15 protein-coding genes are annotated in these 14494 nt (G+C 66.3%); 12 read left to right on the top strand and 3 right to left on the bottom strand.

Going from position 1 to position 14494, the window contains the following annotated elements:
* Positions 1–45: 45 nt before the first annotated feature.
* From ACUXVX_RS00370 to ACUXVX_RS00325, 10 genes are all read left to right on the top strand, one after another.
* On the top strand, positions 46–873 hold the full coding sequence (locus tag ACUXVX_RS00370) for a formate dehydrogenase accessory sulfurtransferase FdhD (protein ID WP_446309891.1): 828 nt from the start codon (positions 46–48) through the stop codon (positions 871–873).
* Positions 870–1400 carry a hypothetical protein gene (locus ACUXVX_RS00365; RefSeq protein WP_446309890.1) on the top strand — a complete coding sequence of 177 codons (531 nt, stop codon included), beginning with the start codon at positions 870–872 and terminating at the stop codon, positions 1398–1400. The genes ACUXVX_RS00370 and ACUXVX_RS00365 overlap by 4 nt, the downstream gene beginning before the upstream one ends.
* Positions 1397–1918, top strand: a complete 522-nt coding sequence (locus ACUXVX_RS00360) for a hypothetical protein (protein ID WP_446309889.1) — start codon at positions 1397–1399, stop codon at positions 1916–1918. The genes ACUXVX_RS00365 and ACUXVX_RS00360 overlap by 4 nt, the downstream gene beginning before the upstream one ends.
* Positions 1915–2505 (top strand): molybdenum cofactor guanylyltransferase MobA, encoded by a 591-nt coding sequence (mobA, locus tag ACUXVX_RS00355; protein WP_446309888.1) that lies wholly within the window; start codon positions 1915–1917, stop codon positions 2503–2505. The genes ACUXVX_RS00360 and mobA overlap by 4 nt, the downstream gene beginning before the upstream one ends.
* Positions 2502–3029 carry a molybdopterin-guanine dinucleotide biosynthesis protein B gene (mobB, locus tag ACUXVX_RS00350; protein WP_446309887.1) on the top strand — a complete coding sequence of 176 codons (528 nt, stop codon included), beginning with the start codon at positions 2502–2504 and terminating at the stop codon, positions 3027–3029. The genes mobA and mobB overlap by 4 nt, the downstream gene beginning before the upstream one ends.
* Positions 3022–5115, top strand: a complete 2094-nt coding sequence (locus tag ACUXVX_RS00345) for a molybdopterin-binding protein (RefSeq protein ID WP_446309886.1) — start codon at positions 3022–3024, stop codon at positions 5113–5115. The genes mobB and ACUXVX_RS00345 overlap by 8 nt, the downstream gene beginning before the upstream one ends.
* Positions 5115–5702 (top strand): GNAT family N-acetyltransferase, encoded by a 588-nt coding sequence (locus tag ACUXVX_RS00340; RefSeq protein ID WP_446309885.1) that lies wholly within the window; start codon positions 5115–5117, stop codon positions 5700–5702. Before ACUXVX_RS00345 ends, ACUXVX_RS00340 begins: the two co-directional genes overlap by 1 nt.
* A 52-nt stretch (positions 5703–5754) precedes the next feature.
* The gene (locus ACUXVX_RS00335) at positions 5755–6918 is read left to right on the top strand and encodes an NAD(P)/FAD-dependent oxidoreductase (RefSeq protein ID WP_446309884.1); all 1164 of its coding nucleotides are present in this window, start codon (positions 5755–5757) and stop codon (positions 6916–6918) included.
* Positions 6919–7002: 84 nt separating this feature from the next.
* On the top strand, positions 7003–7926 hold the full coding sequence (locus ACUXVX_RS00330; protein WP_446309883.1) for a LysR family transcriptional regulator: 924 nt from the start codon (positions 7003–7005) through the stop codon (positions 7924–7926).
* A 143-nt stretch (positions 7927–8069) separates the two neighbouring features.
* Positions 8070–8906 carry a DUF481 domain-containing protein gene (locus tag ACUXVX_RS00325; RefSeq protein WP_446309882.1) on the top strand — a complete coding sequence of 279 codons (837 nt, stop codon included), beginning with the start codon at positions 8070–8072 and terminating at the stop codon, positions 8904–8906.
* A 90-nt stretch (positions 8907–8996) separates the two neighbouring features.
* Here ACUXVX_RS00325 and ACUXVX_RS00320 read toward each other — a convergent pair whose 3' ends face one another.
* The 3 genes from ACUXVX_RS00320 to greA form a co-directional block, all read right to left on the bottom strand.
* Complete coding sequence (locus tag ACUXVX_RS00320; RefSeq protein ID WP_446309881.1) at positions 8997–10493, bottom strand: M23 family metallopeptidase; 1497 nt, start codon at positions 10491–10493, stop codon at positions 8997–8999.
* Between the two features lie 149 nt (positions 10494–10642).
* A complete protein-coding gene (locus ACUXVX_RS00315) occupies positions 10643–11647 on the bottom strand; it encodes a hypothetical protein (RefSeq protein ID WP_446309880.1) in 1005 nt (334 codons plus the stop codon).
* A 76-nt stretch (positions 11648–11723) separates the two neighbouring features.
* On the bottom strand, positions 11724–12194 hold the full coding sequence (greA, locus tag ACUXVX_RS00310; RefSeq protein WP_222471597.1) for a transcription elongation factor GreA: 471 nt from the start codon (positions 12192–12194) through the stop codon (positions 11724–11726).
* A 187-nt stretch (positions 12195–12381) separates the two neighbouring features.
* On the opposite strand from greA, the gene ACUXVX_RS00305 reads away from it, so the two are divergent.
* Together ACUXVX_RS00305 and ACUXVX_RS00300 are read left to right on the top strand one after the other, a co-directional pair.
* Positions 12382–13368, top strand: coding sequence for a phosphatase PAP2 family protein (locus ACUXVX_RS00305; protein WP_446309879.1), 987 nt, complete (start codon positions 12382–12384; stop codon positions 13366–13368).
* A gap of 71 nt (positions 13369–13439) precedes the next feature.
* Complete coding sequence (locus tag ACUXVX_RS00300) at positions 13440–14480, top strand: phosphatase PAP2 family protein (protein WP_446309878.1); 1041 nt, start codon at positions 13440–13442, stop codon at positions 14478–14480.
* Positions 14481–14494: the final 14 nt, after the last annotated feature.

Here is a 14494-nt window from a genome sequence, read left to right as displayed (position 1 = left end):
TGCGGGCCTCTAGCATGAGCCGGTGTGAGGCCCGTGAAGCAGAGGATGGCAGCAAACTTGAGCACGTCAAGTAATTACCTGGTGGCTCCTGACATCGAGGCGGAGGGGCTGACCCGTCGCGTGGTCGGGCGCGACCATGAGGGCCAGGAGGTGGAGATGCGGGTGGTCGAGGAGCGGCCGCTTACGATCTACCTCAACCGCACCGAGATCGTGACCGCCATGACCATCGGCGACCACCCGGAGCTTCTGGGCGTCGGCTTCCTCGCTAACCAGGGCATGCTGCGGGCGGGTGAGCTGGAGCAGGTGGATTACGACGAGGAATTGGGCGTGGTGGTGGTTCGAACGGTGGGCGAGACGGACTACGAGGCCAAGCTCTCTAAGAAGGTGCGCACAAGCGGCTGCGCGGTGGGCACCGTGTTCGGCGATATGATGGAGGGGCTGGAAGGCCTGACCCTACCGCCCGCGCGGGTGAAGGTGACCGACCTCTATGCGCTGGCGAAGGAGATCAACACGACGCCGAGCCTTTACCTTGAGGCAGGAGCGATCCACGGCACGGTGCTCTGCGAGGGCCCGCGGCCGCTCGTTTACATGGAGGACGTGGGCCGCCACAACGCGGTGGACAAGGTGGCAGGCTGGATGCTGCGCGAGGGCGCGACGGCGGGCGACAAGCTGCTCTACACCACAGGGCGGCTGACGAGCGAGATGGTGATCAAATGCGCCCTGATGGGCATTCCGGCGCTGGTTTCGCGCTCGGGGTTCACCGCCTGGGGCGTGGAGATCGCGCGGCAGGTGGGGCTGACGCTGGTGGGCCGGATGCGCGGCGAGCGGTTCGTCTGCCTGTCGGGTGAGGAGCGGCTGGAGTGGCCGGAATGAGCGAGATCGAATGCCGATACCGGGTGTCTCCCGCGCTCCTTGAGGCGGCTATCAACGCGGGGGCTGCGGGCAAGGGGCGAGGCCAGCGCCCGGCGTGGTGGATTCCGATTTGGGTGGCCGTCGGCGTTGCCATCGGCTTCGCGGTGGTGGTCGCGGGGAGCCTATACGACACCAAAGTTCCGGCGTTTGCGATCTTCTTCGGCAGCGCCGGGTTTTTGGCCGGGTTGGCGCTCTGGCAAGTCACATGGAAGCAGCAGCTTCGCGGGATCTTGGCGGCACACGAGGAGGCCGCAGAAAAAGCGGGCGAAGTGGTGAGCCGTTTTGGCCCGGATGGAATAGACTCGCGCTCGGCGCTCGGGCAGAGCTTCAGCAAATGGCCGGGAATTGGCGCGGTGCTCGAAATCCCCGGCGGCACCGCGATCCGAATGGGCGCGACCAGCATGCCGGTGCCGGATGAGGCCTTGCCAGAGGGCATGGGCGGGCCGGACTTTCGTGCGCGGCTGGAAAGTTGGAGGGTGGCAGGGTGAGCGCGTTGCCGGAGACTTTGGAATTTCATTGCAGGCTTTCACGGGAGGAGATGAGCCGCGCTATTGCCCTTGGAGGCCGGGAAGGCTGGCCGCTTTGGGTTTTTATGCTCATCGGCTGTGGGTTGGTGATCGGCATATGCGCAATGCTCATCCACATCGACGACTGGGGGCTGCCTCCGGAGGCGGGGCTGTTCTTCGGGGTGGGTGCGGTTTTCTGGGCCGGTCTGAGCTGGCTCCCGTTCGTTTGGGGCAGGCGCAGAGACCTGGAAATGGCACTTCGGTTACAGGACGGCGATGGCGGCTATACGCTGCGGATCGGGCCGGAGGGGATTTTACAAGCCGGGCAGCGGGTTCGGTGGCAGGGCAGTTGGGCGCTGGTTGAGGAAGCTCGCGACATCGGGAACGCGACGGGCATTTTCATGGCCGGGGGCTTGATCATGGTGCCGGATAAAGCCCTGCCGGAGGGCGTGAGCCCTGAGGACTTCCGGGCGCGGCTGGAGCGCTGGAGGGCGGCATGAAGGTTGCGGGTGTGATCCTTGCGGGCGGGCAAGCCCGGCGGATGGGCGGCGGCGACAAGGGGCTGCTGGACCTTGGCGGGGTGAGCCTGCTGGCGCGCGTCACCCGTCGGTTTGCGCCGCAGGTGGAGGCGATGTGCTTGAACGCCAATGGCGACGCGGCGCGCTTTGATGCCTTCGGGCTGGATGTGGTGGCCGACCCGGTCGAGGGCTTCGCCGGGCCGTTGGCCGGGGTGCTGGCGGGAATGCGATGGGCGGAGGCTCAGGGAGCGGACCACGTGGTGAGCGTTGCGGCGGATACGCCCTTCTTCCCGAGCGATCTGGTGGAACGGCTGCAGACCGGGGCGGCCGGAACTTCACCCGTTCTGGCAGCCGTTCGCGAGGCCGGCCGGGTGCGGCGGCAGCCGACCTTCGGCCTCTGGCCAGTGGCGCTGGCCGACGATCTGGAGGCGGCGCTGGGAGATGGTGTCCGCAAGGTGGTGCAATGGACCGAGCGGCATGACGGGCGCGAGGTGGTCTTTGGGTCTTCGGACGCCTTCTTCAACGTGAACACGCCGGAAGACCTCGCCCGCGCGGAGTTGATGCTGTGAGGGTTTTCGGCGTCGTCGGGTGGAAAAACAGCGGCAAGACCGGGCTGATGGAGCGGCTGGTGACGGAGATCACTGGGCGCGGTCTCACGGTGAGCACCATCAAGCACGCGCATCATGCCTTCGACCCCGATCAGGAGGGCAAGGACAGCTGGCGGCACCGCAAGGCGGGCGCGCGAGAGGTGTTGGTGGCCAGCGGAGCGCGCTGGGCGCTGATGCATGAAGGCCCGGCGCCCGACCTGGATGCGCTGCTGGCCAAGCTCGGGCCGGTCGATTTGGTGCTGGTGGAGGGTTACAAGCGCGAGCGCCACAAACGGATCGAGGCGCACAGGGCGGAGACCGGGGCGGGCTTGCTGGCGCTGGAGGATGACGGGATCGTCGCGGTGGCCAGTGACGTGCCGGTGGAGGTTGGCGCGCCGGTGTTCGACCTCGATGATACGGCGGCGATTGCGGATTTCGTGTTGCGGGAGGTTGGGCTTGCGCCGAAGGCCGAGGAAGCCGCGACCTATGGGGACGGTGATGTTTGACACCTTCGTCATGGTGGACTGGTCGGGCGGTGTCGATACCGGGGCCAAGCCGCGAAAGGATGCGATCTGGATCGGAGTGGCGCGGCGGGGCGAGGCGGCGACGGCGGAATATGTGCGCAACCGGGAGGTGGCCGAAGACGCCCTGGGCCGCCTGCTGGCCGAGGAGGTGGCGCAGGGCCGGCGGGTGATGGCGGGCTTCGACTTTCCGTTCGGCTACCCGGCGGGGTTTGCAAGGGCGGTCTGCGGGCAGGGCGACCCACTGGCGCTTTGGGACTGGATCGAGGCGCGGATCGAGGACCGGGGCGGCGAGAGCAACCGGTTCGATCTTGCCGGTTCGGTAAACCGGGCTGTCGGCGGGGGTGACGGGCCGTTCTGGGGAAACGGGCTGAAGCGCGAGATCGAAGGGCTGCCAAGGCGGAAGGACGGGTATCGCAACGACTTCCCGGAGCGGCGGGTGGTGGAGCGGCTGGCCAAGGGGGCCTTCACCTGCTGGCAGATGAGCGGGGCCGGGTCGGTCGGCTCTCAGGTGCTCACCGGGCTGCCGGTGTTGGCGCGGCTGCGGCGGAAGCTGGGGGCGAAGGTCTGGCCGTTCGAGCCGCTGGACGGCGCGCCGGTGGCGCTGGTGGAGATATGGCCATCGCTGGTGCTACCGCCGAGGGCGACCCGCGACGAGATCCCGGACCGCGAGCAGGTGCTGCGGGTGGCGGAGCGGCTGGCGGCGATGGCGCCGGAAGAGCTGGGAACGATGTTGGATGTGCAGGCGCCGGAGGAGGGGTGGATCCTTGGCGTTTTGCCGGATGGCAGCACCAGTCCCGCCCTCCGAGGGTTGCAGCCGCCTGCGTTGCGGGACGACTGCTTTGCCCTGCCTGCGGGCGTTGACTGGGTGCCGGTGGAGGAGGCGCAGGCGCGGCTCAGGGCTTCGCTCGGCACGGCGGTTGGCACCGAGACAGTGCCAGTGGGCGCGGCGGCGGGGCGGATCGTGGCGGCGCAGGTTCGGGCGGAGCGGTCCAACCCGCCGGGAGCGAATGCGGCGGTGGACGGTTGGGGCTTTGCCCACGGCGGGGTGCCCGCACCGGATGCGGGCGGGCGGATCGAGATGCCGGTGGCCGAGGGCCGCGCGGCAGCCGGTGCGCCGTTTGACGGGGTGGTGCCTGCGGGCGAGGCGCTGCGGATATTGACCGGGGCGCTCCTGCCCGAAGGCGTCGATACCGTGGTGCTCGACGAAGACGTGGCGACCGATGGGGCACGCGTGGCCTTCGATCGGAGGCCGAAGCCCCGCGCCAACACCCGCAAGGCGGGGGAGGATGTAGCGGCGCAGGATGCGCTCTTTGAGCCCGGCCACAGGCTCCGTGCGCCGGATGTGGCGTTGATCGCGGCCACGGGCGTGGCAGAGGTGCAGGTGGCCCAGCGGCTCCGGGTGGGTGTGCTCTCGACCGGCGACGAGATCGTGGAGCCGGGCGCGGCGCAGGGGGCGCATCAGACCCATGACGCCAACCGCCCGATGCTGCTGGCGATGGCGCAGGGCTGGGGGCATGTGGCGGTGGACCTTGGCCGCGTGGGCGATGACCGCGATGCGCTGCGGACGGCGCTGACGGGCTCGGGCGTGGATGTGATCCTGACATCGGGTGGCGCCTCGGCGGGGGATGAGGACCATCTCTCGGCCCTGCTACGCGAGGAAGGCGACCTGACCGCGTGGCGCATTGCGCTCAAACCGGGACGCCCGCTGGCGCTGGGGCGCTGGCAGGGCGTGCCGCTCTTCGGCCTGCCGGGCAACCCCGTGGCGGCGCTGGTTACGGCGGCGCTCTTTGCCCGCCCCGCGCTGGAAGTGTTGGCCGGCGGGCGCTGGCTGGAGCCGGAGGGCTTTGCCGTGCCGGCGGCCTTCGAGAAACGCAAGAAGCCGGGGCGGCGGGAATATTTGCGCGCCCGGATGGGGCCGCAGGGCGTGGAGGTCTTCGGCTCCGAGGGCTCGGGGCGGATCAGCGGGCTCAGCTGGGCCGGAGGACTGGTCGAGTTGCCGGACGGGGCCCTTGAGGTGAAACGGGGCGATCCGGTGCGGTTCATCCCCTACGCCGCGCTCGGCCTCTGATGCAGATCCTGCCCGGCTTCGATGAAATCCAGAGGGACGAGGTGGCGCGGCTGTTCTGGGGTGCGTTCCGAGGCAAGCTGGGGCGCATTCTCTGGCCCGAACGCAAGGCGCTGAGCTTCATCGCGCAAATCGTCCAGCCGGGGTTTGCGATATGCGCGGTTGAGAATGGGGTGCTGCTGGGTGTTGCCGGTTACAAAACGCCGGAGGGCGGTTTCATGGCTGGGGACTTCGCCGACATGGCGCGGCATTACGGCTGGTTTGGTGCAGCTTGGCGCGGGCCGCTGCTGGAGCTGTTCGAGCGGGAGCTGGCGGCCGGGCAATTGCTGATGGACGGGATCTTCGTGGCCGAAAACGCCCGAGGTAAGGGCGTGGGCACGGCGCTGATCGGGGCGGTCAAGGCAGAGGCGGCGCGGCGCGGTTGCGGAGAGGTGCGCCTCGATGTGGTGGAAGGCAACGACAGGGCGCGGGCGCTGTACGAGCGCTGCGGCTTCGAGGCACGGGGCGAGGTGCGCGCGGGCGTGCTGGCCCCGGTGCTGGGCTTCCGGCGGGCGCTAACGATGGTGGCGCGGGTGGGAAGTGCGCCATGAATGCGCACCTTAGGGTGTTTCGCAGGTGGGCGGGGCGGTTTAGACGGCCCGCATGACTTACGACGTGATCATATTGGGCGCAGGCGGCGCCGGGCTGATGGCGGCGGCCACCGCCGGGCAGGCCGGGGCGCGGGTGCTGCTGCTGGACCATGCCGAGAAGGCGGGCAAGAAGATCCTGATCTCGGGCGGGGGGCGCTGCAACTTTACCAACCTCGGGATCGAGCCGGGGTGTTACCTCTCGGAGAACCCGCATTTCGCCAAGTCCGCTCTGAGCCGCTACACGCAGTGGAATTTCATCGATCTCGTGGATCGCTATGGCATCGCGTGGCACGAGAAGACGCTGGGCCAGCTCTTTTGCGATGGCTCCGCGCGCCAGATCGTGGCGATGCTGGAGACGGAATGTGCAAAGGGCGGCGTCGAGACCCGGCTGGGCGTGAGTGGCACGGCGGTGAGGCATCGCGATGGGCATTTCGAGGTCGCGGGTGCGCGGGCGCCACAGCTGATCGTAGCCACCGGCGGCCCGTCGATCCCGAAGATGGGGGCGAGCGGGCGGGCCTATGAAATTGCCGGGCAGTTCGGGCTGGAGATGGTGGAGCCGCGCCCCGCGCTGGTGCCTTTCACCCTGCCGGAGCGCGACCGGCTCTTCACCACCATTGCGGGGGTGGCGGTGCCCTCGGTCGCGACGGTGAACGGGGTCTCCTTCGAAGAGGCCACGCTATTCACCCACAGGGGGCTTTCCGGCCCGGCGATCTTGCAGGTGTCGAGCTATTGGCTCCCCGGCGATGCGGTGCGGCTGAACCTGCTGCCGGGCGCGCTGGAGCGGCTGAAGGCGGCACGGGCGAGGGCGCCGAGGGCCGGGCTGAAGGCGGCGCTTTCGGAGCATCTGCCTGCACGGCTCGCAGAGGCGCTGGCGGAGCGGGCCGGACTTGCGACGGAGATGGGCAATGCGCCCGACCGCGAGCTGGAGCGGGCGGCGGGCTTGCTGGAAGCGCTCGAAGTCTGGCCTGACGGCACCGAGGGTTATGCCAAGGCGGAGGTCACGGCAGGGGGCGTTTCGACCGCCGAACTTTCGAGCAAGACGATGGAAGCGAAGAAGGTGCCAGGCCTCTACTTTGTGGGCGAGGCCGTGGATGTGACCGGCTGGCTCGGCGGCTACAACTTTCAGTGGGCCTGGGCCAGCGGCGTGGCCGCCGGGCAGGCGGTAGCGGGGCTGTAGAAGGGGCAGGGCAAGTCCGGCCCCACGGGTTGCAACGACGGGCCTTGTGATTCACGCTTGCGGCAGGGCCCGGGGAGAGACGACATGGATATCAGCCTGATCCGAACCTTCCTTGAGGTCGCAGCCACCGGGTCTTTCGTGAACGCAAGCGAACGCCTGTTCGTCACGCAATCTGCGGTGAGCCTGCGTATCCAGCGGTTGGAGGATTCGCTGGGCAAGGTGCTGTTCACCCGCTCCAAGGCGGGTGCGGAGCTGACCTCTGCGGGCCGCGAGTTTGAGCGCTATGCCCTATCGCTGATCAAGATCTGGGAGGAGGCGCGGCAGCAGATCGGGATGCCGGAGGGCTACACCAGATCCCTGACCATCGGCGCCCAGTACTCGCTTTGGCCGCGCCTTGGCTTTCGCTGGATGGACAGGATGCAGGCCGAGATGCCTGAACTGAACCTGCGCGGTGAATTGGGGATGCCGGACAGGCTGACGCGCTTTCTCATCGAAGGTGTGGTGCAGGCGGCGTTGATGTACACCCCTCAACTGCGCCCCGGCCTAACGGCCCGGCAGGTGATGGAGGAAGAACTGGTTCTGGTCGCCTCATGGGAGGCGGAGCTGAAGGACATCGCCGCCGACTACGTCTTCGTGGACTGGGGTCCGGAGTTTCTTCACGCGCACGCAACCGAACTGCCCGAGCTGACCAATTCCGGCCTCACCCTCGCGCTCGGGGCAATGGCTGCCGATTACATCGCCCAGCGGCGCAAGGCGGCCTACCTGCCCGCCCGCTATGTGAAGCGCTATCTGGATGAGAAGCGGCTGCACCTTGTTCCGAACGCGCCGATCTTTCCCTACCCGGTCTGGTCGATCTGGCGGGATGATCTGGATGAGGAGGTGCGGGAGCTTGCGGAGGCGGCACTTGTTGCAACGGCGACACAGCTGGACGCCGATCAAGAGGCTGTCCTAGAGGCCCTGGTCGAAGCGAATGGCGGTGAAACCGTGGAAATCCTCGGAAATCATTGAGGATTTTATGTCGTGAGCAAAACTGCTTTTATCCGTGATTATTTAGAATTTCACTCACGATAAGCCCTTTCCTATCTACCGGCTCAGCAGAGATGCTCCTGCCCGCTCCGGGTGGGGATCATGAACCCTGGAAAGGAAAACCCATGGAAAAAGCAACGAAACTTGGCGCTGGCATCGTCACCCTTGTTGCGGCGCTGTCCGCGACTTCCGCGATTGCCCAGGACATCGTGGGCGGCACCTCCGTTGCCGCCGAGCGCAATGAAGATCTTATCGAAGCCATCGAGGATGACGCCGAGCGCGACCTCGACCGCTTTGGCAACGAAGGCCGCCCCCAAGGGTTTGCCGGCTCCTTCGCGCTGCGCGGCATCGCCTCGTCGGGCAACACCGAGAGCTTCGACCTCGGCATCGGCACCGACCTCGGCTACGTCTGGGGCCAGAACGGCATCGAGCTGAACCTCAGCTATGCTTACGGCGAGGACAAGGGCGTGAAGTCGGAAGAGAGCCTCTTCTACGGCCTGGAGTACACCCGTGACTTCAACCCCGATTTCTATGGCTTTGCCAAAGTGCAGGGCTCGGTTGACGAATTCTCGTCCTACAAGACCGACACCTTCGCCAGCTTCGGTGTTGGTTATCGGATCCTGAACGACGAGACCAAGCAGTGGTCGGTTCAGGCCGGTCCGGGCTACCGCTTTGCCGAGCTGAACGACATTGCCGCCGGTGAAGTGGACGAAGTGGCGTGGGGCGTGTCCTCGGACTACGCGCACAAGCTGACCGACACTGTTTACCTGACCATGGATACCGATGTGATCTCGTCGGACTCCGATACCGTGGTTTACAACGACCTCGCCCTGAGCGTGGCGGTGTCGAAGGCTCTGGCCCTGCGGACCTCGGTGCTGACCGAGTACCACAGCGACCCGCTGCCGGGCTTCAAGGACACCGACAACACCTTCGGTGTGAGCCTGGTGTACTCGTTCAACTGAGCCACGATTTCCCTCGTGACGCAGACAGCAGAGGGCGGAGAAATCCGCCCTCTTTTCTTTTGCTGGAGCAGCGGCGGGACGCGGTCCGCCTTACTCGATATGGCCAAAAGGCACGAGGCCGCACTGGAGATCGAGCCGCGGCACAACCTCGCGCTCGATGGAGGTTCCGTCATGGCAAGTCATGCGGAAGCCCACCGTGCTGTCGGGCCCGTCTTCACCGCCGACGAAATCGATATTGATAGTGGAGAGGCATTGATCTGGCCCCTGGCTGCAGAGCGGGCTTTCTGACTGCTCCGTCGCTAAGGCGAGGCAGAGATCACTAACCTCAGTACGGTCGAAGGCCAAGAAGCTCTGGGTGAGGTTGAAACTCGCGGTGCTGGTTGGAAAGCTCCTTGTTAACGTGCCTTGGGGCGTCGTCACCTCGACGTTCTTCACGCCGGTGGGGCAATTGCCCTGCACTTGGAACTCCGTCGTAAGGAGACGGTCGAAATCCTCGTCGCGCACCGGATTACTGATAAACCAGTCGAACTCGTTTACCGGCTCGGCGGGATTGTTGACCTCCATGACCACCACGATACGTGCGTTTACTTCGGTCGTGGCAGAGAGCGCGGCGGGGGCGGAAAGGCCACCTATCCCCCGGTCGGGCCGCACTAGGCGAAACGGTGATGTCACGGGAATCGGGCCGTCAAGAGCCACCCAATCCTCTTCCACCACGTCCCGCCCCGAGGGCTGCACGGCGATATCGGCCTCGTTGAAGCGCATGGGCGCTACCCTGCAGTCATCCCTTATATCCCGAAGCGGGGTTTCGCATTCGAGGAGGTCAATGTGCAGGTGGGGCCCGGAGGATCGCCCGGAGTTGCCGACGCGCCCGACAAGATCGCCCTCCTCGACACGCGGGAAGGGCAGGGTGTTGGCCAGTTCGGGCGTCATGCCGAGGGGGCCGGACTTGTCGGAGGCGTCCGCCATCTCGGTGCGGCCGTGCGGGCAGAGCCGTTGAGGCACGCTGCCCTGCCTGAGGTGCCCGAGGAAGAACATTCGGCCTTCGTCGGGGTTCCAGATGCGCAGATTGTTGCCTCCGCCGGGCCTTTGGCACGGGCCGGGGCCATTGCTGCCACAGTTCGCTTCGAGGGGGTCGGTGCCATCCACGGCTGCATTCCAGCAGCCCACCACGAGGCCTGACATTGGCGCGTAGAGGGGAACATTCCAGATCAGGCTGCGTTCGTCGCCACTGAGGCCTGAACTTGCAGGGTAGCGCCATGTCCAGTTGCCGGAGTCGGGGTCGAACCGCGCAGCGCTCATGTCGCGTTTTCGGCTGGCGTTGCCGTGGCCGGTGGCGCGCCAGTAGACGCCTTCTGGCAAGTCCCTGCCCTTGGCGGGAAAGGGATAGCTGCGCGCCGAAGGGTTGACGAAGCTGTCGATCTCGCCGCTGCCCGTTGTCTCCGGAAAATCGGTCGAGGTTCTGAGCCCGTCGATCTCGTCGCTGCCCGGATGGCGATCATCGGTTTCATCCTGTGCGTTGACCGGGCCGAGACTGAGAGCAAGGGCGGACAGTGCTGCGAGCAATGGGCGGGTGGTGAAGGTGTTCAATCTGTGAATCTTTAACAATGTGGTCGTCCTTCTGAAGATCCGAGGCCTTCCCGCCACAACCATAGCACGATTCGCCGCGACGCGGGTCGCGGCGAATCGTGTGTGGTGTTGGATGGAGAGTCGACGGCGCGCGCTGGCCGCACGCGGCTCTAGTCGAACGTCCCCGAGACCTTGCCGAGCAGCATGAAGGCTCGGGCGGTGCGGGTTTCGCTCACAGCGATGATCTCGGTGTCGGAGGCGGTTTCGGAGAAGGCGGCGAAGGTCTGGTCGAACTTGCGCAGGAAGTGGTGGACCGCGTCGCGGAAGATCGGGTCGGCGCGCATGCGGCCGGAGGTGAGCGCAAGGCAGGAGCGGTCGCGGACGCCGTCCATCCCGGCGATCTCCTCGCCGCGGCGGCCCTGCCCGAATTTGCGCCACACAGCCGGGCGGGCGGGTGCAGGCGAAAGGTCATCCATGTAGATGCCATCTTCGGAGAGCAGGGTGAGCACATCCTGCGCTGAGTGCACCAAGCCCGAGATAGTCGGGTCGCGCAGCGCCTTACGGAGCGCGGCAAAGCCGGCCTTGTCCTTCTCGTTCTCGGGGAAGTTCAACGCGCGGGTGAACTCCTCGACCGAGATCGGCGCGGCTCCGGTGACGGCCGGGGTGCCGAGGTCGAAGGCGGGCTGGGCCTCTGCCTCGGGGGCGGGCTCGGGGCGCGAGAGGGCGGGTTTGCCGGGCAGCGGCACTTCGGCGGCCAGCCCGGCGCGGGAGGCGATGCGCGACAGCGCGGCCTCGGCGTTGCGTTGGGCTGTCACCAGTTCTTCGAGCTTGCGCTCGACGGCGCTTGCACGTGGGTCAGTCCGCTCGCCCGAGGCGCTGCTGACGTAGCTGGAGCGCAGGGCATCCACGGCCGCCGTCAGCCGGGCGCTCTCTTCGCGCATGATCTTGCTGCTCTTGGCCGCCGAGACGCCGATCCAGATCAGCGCCACGGGCATGAAGATGGCAAAGAGGGTCATTACAAAGATGATCGGGTCGAACCCGCCGTCGCCACCCGGCACCAGCAGGAAGAAGCTGCCGACCAGCAGGCCCCAGAGCAGGGTCAGGCCGATGCCGATGAACTCGGCGGAGCCGAAGCCGCGCGCGGGCTCGGAGGCGGCGCCCTGGGCGCTGCGCATGGGGGCGGGTTCGAGCCGCACAGGCTGCTGCGTCATGCTGCTGTTCTCGGCCTCGCTCACCCCCCGCAGGCTCCCGTCAGACGTATTTGATGCTCAGGACTTCGTAGCTCTTTTCGCCGCCCGGCGTACGAACCTCGACAGAGTCGCCCTCGTCCTTGCCGATCAGGGCGCGGGCGATGGGAGACTTGATGTTGAGCAGGCCGCGCTCGATGTCGGCCTCGTGCTCGCCGACGATCTGCCAGCTCTTCTCCTCGTCGGTGTCCTCATCGACCACCGTGACCGTCGCGCCGAACTTGATGGAGCCCGAAAGCTTGGCCGGGTCGATCACCTCGGCGAGCGAGAGCACGCCCTCGATCTCCTTGATCCGGCCTTCGATGAAGCTCTGCTTCTCCTTGGCGGAGTGATACTCGGCATTTTCGCTCAAATCGCCATGCTCACGGGCCTCGGCGATCGCTTTGATGATCGCCGGCCGCTCAACGCTCTTGAGCTGCTTCAGTTCGGTATCGAGCGCGGTATGGCCCGCGCGGGTCATCGGTATTTTATCCATCGCGGTGGTGGAACTTTCACTGGGAGAAAGGGCAACACTCAGGCTCTTAACTCAATCAGGGAAGGGAAAGTCAATAGTCCGGAAAGGGTTGCGCGGCTAGGGTGGCGGAAAACGGTCGCGGGGCGGAGGTGGTGACACCGGCCGCAATCGCGCGGCGGAACGAGGGGCAGAAACAGGCGGGCAGTTAATGCGCAACTTCCTGAGATTCGTGGCGATCTACTTTCTGGCGGGCATCGCCTTTGTCGCCCTCGTGCGCGATGATCCGGTGGCGCTGATCGGCGGCCTCGTGGCCGCCCTTCCGGCGACGGCGATCTATTTTATGCAGAAGTGCTGGTGGCTGATCGCGGGCGTCGTCGCGCTGTTCTTTGTGCTGCCGCGGGGCGAGGTCATGGCCCGGCTGCCGAGGGCCTTTCTGGTGCTCATGGTCTGCAACCTGTTCTTCCTGACCTTCACCATGGTCAAAACCTCCCTGCCCTATGCCATGCCGTTCTGGGCCGATCCGCCACTTGCCGCGCTGGACCGGGCGCTGCACCTCGGCGTGGACCCCTACGTGCTGACCCATGCCATCGGCACGTGGATACCGCCCGCTGTGGCGGTGGCGATCTACATGGGGGCGTGGATCGTGCCGGCGATGTATCTGCCGGTGATCCTCGTCCTCTTCGACGGCGACCGCGCCCGGGTGGCCCGGTTTCTGCTGCTCTACGCGGTGGGCTGGGCGATGCTCGGCTCGGTTCTGGCGCTGGGCGGCCTTTCTGCCGGGCCGATCTACTATGACAGGCTCTTGGGCGGCGACCGTTTTGCCGGGCTGATCGAGGCGCTCGCGGCCAGCGGCATCTCGGCCAGCATGACCGGGCAGGTGCAGGATTTTCTCTGGGGCGTCTATGCCAGCGGGGCGCAGGGCGTGGGCTCGGGCATTTCGGCCTTTCCCAGCGTGCATGTGGGCATGGCCTGCGTGGTCTCACTCTACCTCTACGAACGCGCCCGCTGGCTGGCGCCGCTCTCGGTGGCGATCACCGCGGTCTTCCTGTTTTTGTCGGTGCATCTGGGCTGGCACTACGCAGTGGATGGCTATGCCTCGATAGCGGTGATCCTCGCCACATGGGCCGTGGCGCGGCGCAGGCAATCGGTGCGGCCTGCCCTGGAATTGGCCGATTTGAGCCCCGAAACCATCTGATTTTGCAGGCACCAACGCTGGAAGGTTGACGCCCGGGAACCGGGTGACTGGGGCTATCGAGGGGTTTGGCCATGTTTGGCAACGCGATTGGACATCTGCGCAAGGGGGCCGACGAGCCCTTTGCCGCGAGCGAGATTTCGTGGTTTCTGCGCTTTGCCTTCATCTACATGATCCTGTCGGGCATCGTCGTCAGCTTCGGGGTGGACCTGCTCTCTGCAGCGACCCCTGCGGTGGGCGGCGGGCAGAAGTTCTTCTACTTCATCCGCGATGTGCTGCTTGGCATCTTCCCAGTGGTCATTGGCCTGTTCTTCGTGATCGGCTGGCAACGCATCCGCCTGCGCGGCGCGGCGTTGCTGAAGGTGTTCATCGCCTGTGTGCTCATGCAATCGGGCTTCACGATGATGAAGAGCGCCTTCCCGATGCTGATGCCCTTCTACGCCGACCCTTTCCTTGCCGATCTCGACGAGGCGATCCACGGCGGTGTGCCATGGGAGTGGACCCATGCGCTGATCGGCATGGGCGAAGGGCAGAAGCTGTTTCTGGCCTACACAAAGATCTGGGGCGTCTGGGCGCTGCTCTTCCCCTTCCTGCTTGTCCTGGTCGACAGTGACAAGGCGCGCGTGAAGCGCTTTCTGATCCTCTTCCTCGTGGCATGGGTCTTCATCGGCAACGTGCTGGCGCTCTCCGGCCTCTCGGTCGGACCGATCTTCTATGACAGGCTACTCGGCGGCGAGCGGTTTGGTGGGCTGATCACCGTTCTGAACGATGGCGGCATCGAGCACACCACGATCGGGATGACGCAGGACGCCCTGTGGCAGCTCTACTCCAAGGGCAAGAACTTCATCGGGCCGGGTATCTCGGCCTTCCCCAGCGTGCATGTGGCTGTGGCCTCTGTGGCGGCGCTCTACCTTGCCGAGCGCAGCCGGTGGCTGGCGCTGCCGGGGTTCCTCTACCTCGCGCTGGTGATGTTCCTCTCGGTTTACACCGGCTACCACTATGCGGTGGATGGCTATGTTTCGATGGCGGTCGTGGGGTTGGTCTGGGCGGTGCTGAAGCGCCGCGCAATGGCCCGTGACGCAGCCCCGGCCGGAGCGATGACCCCGGCCGAGTGAGGGGCGCCCGAAGC

The organism is Vannielia sp. SX4 (assembly GCF_052828525.1).
This window is presented reverse-complemented; position numbering and strand designations above follow the sequence as displayed.